This is a genomic window from Melaminivora alkalimesophila, from assembly GCF_000282995.1.
Taxonomy (GTDB): domain Bacteria; phylum Pseudomonadota; class Gammaproteobacteria; order Burkholderiales; family Burkholderiaceae_C; genus Melaminivora; species Melaminivora alkalimesophila.
In genome coordinates, this window is the sequence record NZ_ALEE01000639.1 from 1 (window position 1) to 4,601 (window position 4,601).

The 4,601-nt window shown below is 71.8% G+C and carries 5 protein-coding genes; 4 read left to right on the forward strand and 1 reads right to left on the reverse strand.

Features of this window, described 5'->3' with window-relative positions; all coding sequences use genetic code 11:
* Positions 1 to 188 precede the first annotated feature (188 nt).
* The 4 genes from A612_RS12460 (at position 189) to A612_RS12475 (ending at position 4,159) form a co-directional block, all read left to right on the forward strand.
* Complete coding sequence (locus A612_RS12460) at positions 189 to 1,166, forward strand: fumarylacetoacetate hydrolase family protein (protein ID WP_019374799.1); 978 nt, start codon at positions 189 to 191, stop codon at positions 1,164 to 1,166.
* A 157-nt stretch (positions 1,167 to 1,323) separates the two neighbouring features.
* A complete protein-coding gene (locus tag A612_RS12465) occupies positions 1,324 to 2,505 on the forward strand; it encodes an ABC transporter substrate-binding protein (RefSeq protein WP_019374800.1) in 1,182 nt (393 codons plus the stop codon).
* Between the two features lie 44 nt (positions 2,506 to 2,549).
* Positions 2,550 to 3,767 carry a M20 aminoacylase family protein gene (locus A612_RS12470; protein ID WP_019374801.1) on the forward strand — a complete coding sequence of 406 codons (1,218 nt, stop codon included), beginning with the start codon at positions 2,550 to 2,552 and terminating at the stop codon, positions 3,765 to 3,767.
* Positions 3,768 to 3,901: 134 nt separating this feature from the next.
* On the forward strand, positions 3,902 to 4,159 hold the full coding sequence (locus A612_RS12475; RefSeq protein ID WP_019374802.1) for an acyl-CoA-binding protein: 258 nt from the start codon (positions 3,902 to 3,904) through the stop codon (positions 4,157 to 4,159).
* Here the strand turns inward: A612_RS12475 and A612_RS12480 are convergent.
* Positions 4,137 to 4,601, reverse strand: a 465-nt coding sequence (locus tag A612_RS12480; RefSeq protein ID WP_019374803.1) for an aminopeptidase, incomplete at its 5' end; no start/stop codon positions are given. The genes A612_RS12475 and A612_RS12480 overlap by 23 nt on opposite strands.

A 4,601-nucleotide genomic window follows, 5' to 3' on the forward strand; every position in this document is an offset into this window, starting at 1 on the left:
GCAGCCGCCGGCCAGTGCAGGCCCAGCAGGAGGGCGCTCAGGAGGATCGGGGCAGGACGGGACATAGGGGAGCCAAGCTTGGCCGCACGGCTGGGGCGGGTGCGTCCGCGGGGGCAGCAAGGCGCTGTCGGCCGGCATCTCGTGCCCGCCGGGGCTGCGTATCATCGCCGGCTCGCTCTCCCGAAGCCATGAAACTCGCCTCCTACCAGGATGGATCGCGCGACGGCCAGCTGGTCGTGGTCTCGCGCGACCTCACGCAAGCCCATTATGCGACCGGCATCGCCGACCGGCTCCAGCAGGTCCTCGACGACTGGAACTTCCTCGCGCCGCAGCTGCAGGACCTGTATGCCGGGCTGAACGCCGGGCGTGCGCCCCATGCCTTTGCCTTCGATGCGCAGCGCTGCATGGCGCCGCTGCCGCGCCCGCGCCAGTGGCTGGGCGCCCTGGCCTATCCCTCGCATGTGCAGCGGGTGCATGGCGAGGGCGTGCTGCCGCCCGGCGGGCTGCTGGCGCCGCTGTACCAGGGCGGCGGCGAGCGCCTGCTGGGTGCCCACGAGGCGCTCGCCGTGCCGAACGGCCGCGCCGAGCCGGACCTGGGCGCCCAGCTGGCGGTGGTCACGGGCGAGGTGCCGCAGGGCGCATCGCCAGAGCAGGCGCTGGCGTCGGTGCGGCTGCTGGTGCTGGCCAATGCGGTGGTGCTGCGCAGCCTCTGGCGGCGCGAGGCGGAGCGGGGCCTGGGGCCGCTGCAGGCGCTGCCGGCCATCGCCTTCGGCCCGGTGGCCGTGACGCCGGACGAGCTGGGCGAGGCGTGGCACCAGGGGCGGGTGCACCTGACGCTGCAGGTAGATTGCAACGGCCGGCGCATCGGCCGCTGCGAGGCCGGCAGCGACATGGGCTGGCATTTCGGCGAATTGCTCGCCCAGGCGGTGGCGACCCGGGGCGCCGGCGCCGGCACGCTCCTGGGCAGCGGTCCGGTCAGCAACGCCGACCCGGCCAAGGGCTGCTCGTGCCTGGCGGAGCGGCGGGCGCTGGAGGTGCTGGATGGCGCCTCGGGGCCGCGCACCCCGCTGCTGGGCGAGGGCGACCGCGTCCGCATCGAGATGAAACTGCGCAGCGGCCAGAGCGTGTTCGGCGCCATCGACCAGGTGGTGGTGTTCCAGGGCTGAAGGCGCCCGGGCCCAGCCGTGCGGGTGCCTGGGCCCGCCCCAGGGCAGAGGCATGCATGCGAGCGGCGCCCCGCAAGATTTGCTACAGTTTCCGGCCATGGGCGCCGCCCCGGGCGGGACGGACGCACCACACACCAGTCAAGGGAAGGATTTCACCATGAAGCACGCTGCCATGGCGCAGGCCCGCCCGTCCGGGCATCTGGATCGCCGCCGCTTTTCCGCCGGCGTGGCGGCGCTGGCGCTGGCGGGTGCCGCGCCGCGGGTGCGTGCGCAGGCCCAGGAGGCGATCGTGCTGGGCCAGTCCGCCCCCCTCAGCGGGCCTTCGGCGCAGCTCGGGCTGCAATTCCAGGCGGGCGCGCAGCTCGCCTTCGAGCAGGTCAACGCCCAGGGCGGGGTGGGGCGGCGCCCCATCGAGCTGCGCTCGCTCGACGACGGCTACGAGCCCGAGCGCTGCGCCGAGAACACCCGCCGCTTCATCGCCGACGACGTGTTCGCCCTGTTCGGCTACATCGGCACGCCCACGAGCCTTGCGGCGCTGCCGCTGTTCACGCAGGCGCGCGTGCCCTTCATCGCGCCGTTCACCGGCGCGATGGCGCTGCGCCGGCCGCTCAACCGGCTGATCTTCCATGTGCGCGCCTCCTACGAGGACGAGACGGAGCTGATCGTGCGCCAGCTCACGCACCTCGGGCTGACGCGCATCGCCGTGTTCCACCAGGACGACGCCTACGGACAGGCCGGCCTGGACGGCGTGGTCAAGGCCCTGGCGGCGCGCAAGCTCGAGCCGGCCGCCACCGCCAAGGTGCAGCGCAATTCCGCGGACGTGGCGGCCGCGGTGCGGCAGCTGGTGCCTGCCCGGCCCGAGGCGATCGTGCAGGTCAGCACCTATGCCTCCTGCGCCGCCTTCGTGCGCGAGGCGCGCAAGGCAGGCTACGGCGGGGGCTTCTACAACGTCTCCTTCGTCGGCACGCAGGCGCTGGCCGATGCGCTGGGCGCGGACGGCGCCGGCGTGGTGGTCTCGCAGGTCGTGCCCTCGCCCTATTCCACCACCCGGCAGATCACGCGCGAGTTCCACGAGGCCATCCGCAAGGGCGGCGGCAAGGTGCAGCCCAACTATTCCAGCCTGGAGGGCTACATCGCCGCGCGCGTCTTCATCGAGGGGCTGCGCGGCGCCACGGCACAGGCGGCGGGCAAGCCCACGCGCGAGGCGCTGATCGCGGGGCTGGAGGGCCTGCACGCGCCGGTGGGCGGTTTCCAGATCGCCTTCAGCAGCAGCAACCACGAGGGTTCCCGCTTCGTGGAGATGTCCATGCTCACCGGCGACGGACGGGTTCGCACCTGAGCGGCTAGACTGGCCGGGTCCCGGACGAACCGCACGCAAGCACCATGAAGATCATCGACTCCATCGCCCTCCAGGCCACCGCCCTTGCCGCCGTGCGGCGCGACATCCATGCCCATCCGGAGCTGTGCTTCGAGGAGGTGCGCACGGCCGACGTGATCGCCGCCAAGCTGACGGAGTGGGGCATCCCGATCCACCGCGGCCTGGGCACCACCGGCGTGGTCGGCATCGTGCACGGGCGCGACGGCGGCAAGAGCGGCCGCGCCGTGGGCCTGCGCGCCGACATCGACGCCCTGCCCATGCAGGAGTTCAACACCTTCGAGCACGCCAGCCGCCACCCCGGCAAGATGCACGCCTGCGGCCACGATGGCCACACGGCGATGCTGCTGGCGGCGGCGCAGTATTTCTCCAGGCACGAGCACCGCGATTTCGACGGCACCGTCTACCTGATCTTCCAGCCGGCCGAGGAGGGCGGCGGGGGCGCGCGCGAGATGATCAAGGACGGGCTGTTCGAGCAGTTCCCCATGCAGGCGGTGTTCGGCATGCACAACTGGCCAGGCATGCCGGTGGGCAGCTTCGCCGTCAGCCCCGGCCCGGTGATGGCCTCGTCGAACGAATTCAAGATCACCATCCGCGGCAAGGGCGCGCACGGCGCCATGCCGCACCTGGGGATCGACCCGGTCGTCATCGCCTGCCAGATGGTGCAGGCTTTCCAGAACATCATCAGCCGCAACAAGAAGCCGGTGGACGCCGGCGTGCTGTCCGTGACCATGATCCACGCCGGCGAGGCGACCAACGTGGTGCCGGATTCGTGCGAGCTGCAGGGCACGGTGCGCACCTTCACCACGGCCGTGCTGGACCTGATCGAAGAACGCATGCGCCAGATCGCCGAGCACACCTGCGCCGCCTTCGGTGCCGGGTGCGAGTTCGAGTTCGTGCGCAACTACCCGCCCACGGTAAACACCTCGGCGGAGGCCGATTTCGCCGCCCGGGTGATGGCGGACATCGTCGGCGCGGACAACGTGCGCGCGCAGGAGCCCACCATGGGCGCCGAAGACTTCGCCTACATGCTGCAGGCCAAGCCCGGCGCCTACGTCTTCATCGGCAACGGCGACGGCGACCACCGCGCCATGGGCCACGGCGGCGGGCCCTGCACCCTGCACAACCCCAGCTACGACTTCAACGACGACCTGATCCCGCTGGGTGGCACCTTCTGGGTGGAGCTGGCGCGCCGCTGGCTGGCTGAGCCCACGGTTGCGGCCTGAGCGTCGCCAGGGGCAGGCGCCCCCCGGGACCCCGTCCGCGCGGCGGGGTTTTTTTTCGGCTTCGAAAAGCACGATCGTTCGTTTTTTTGGCTACACTGCACCCATTCCAACCCAAGCCCTGCGAGGAAGCACCCATGTCCGACCTGAACACGCGCTTCGAGGCCGCCGTCGCCAACTCCAAGAACCTGAGCGAGCGCCCCGACAACCCGACGCTGCTGAAGATCTACGCGCTGTACAAGCAGGCCACCGCCGGCGACAACCAGGAGAAGAAGCCCAGCTTCTCCGACATCGTCGGCCGCGCCAAGTGGGACGCCTGGGAAAAGCTCAAGGGCACCGACAGCGACACCGCCAAGCAGCAGTACATCGACCTCATCGAGTCGCTGCGCGGCTGAGCGCCGCAAGCCGGGCGTCGCGCTCTGGCCGGGGCGCGCGCGCCAGCTGCTGCACGGCGGCGTGAAAGCGCCGCCAGTCCCCGCCCTCCTGCTCGAACAGCGCCATGAAGGCCGGCACCAGGTCGTCGTACGCGCCCTGGGCTGCAAAGCTGGCGTTGTTGGCGCCCTCCACCCACCGGTCCAGCGGCGCCAGCCGGGCGGCCTCCAGCCCGGCCGCGATCCACCGGGCGCGCAGCTGGCCATAGGCCGAGGCAAATTCCGCGAAGATCGCCCGCTTGCGGGCCGCGCGCTCTGCCTGCTGCGCCGCGGTGGGGGGACCCTCGGCATACAGCGCTGCCAGGCGCTCGCGCGTCTGGCGGGTGAGTGCACGCCACTGGCTGCGCCGCTCCTCGCTGCGCTGGTCGTCGGCACGCGCACCCGGCCGGGCGTGGCGGTCGAGCCA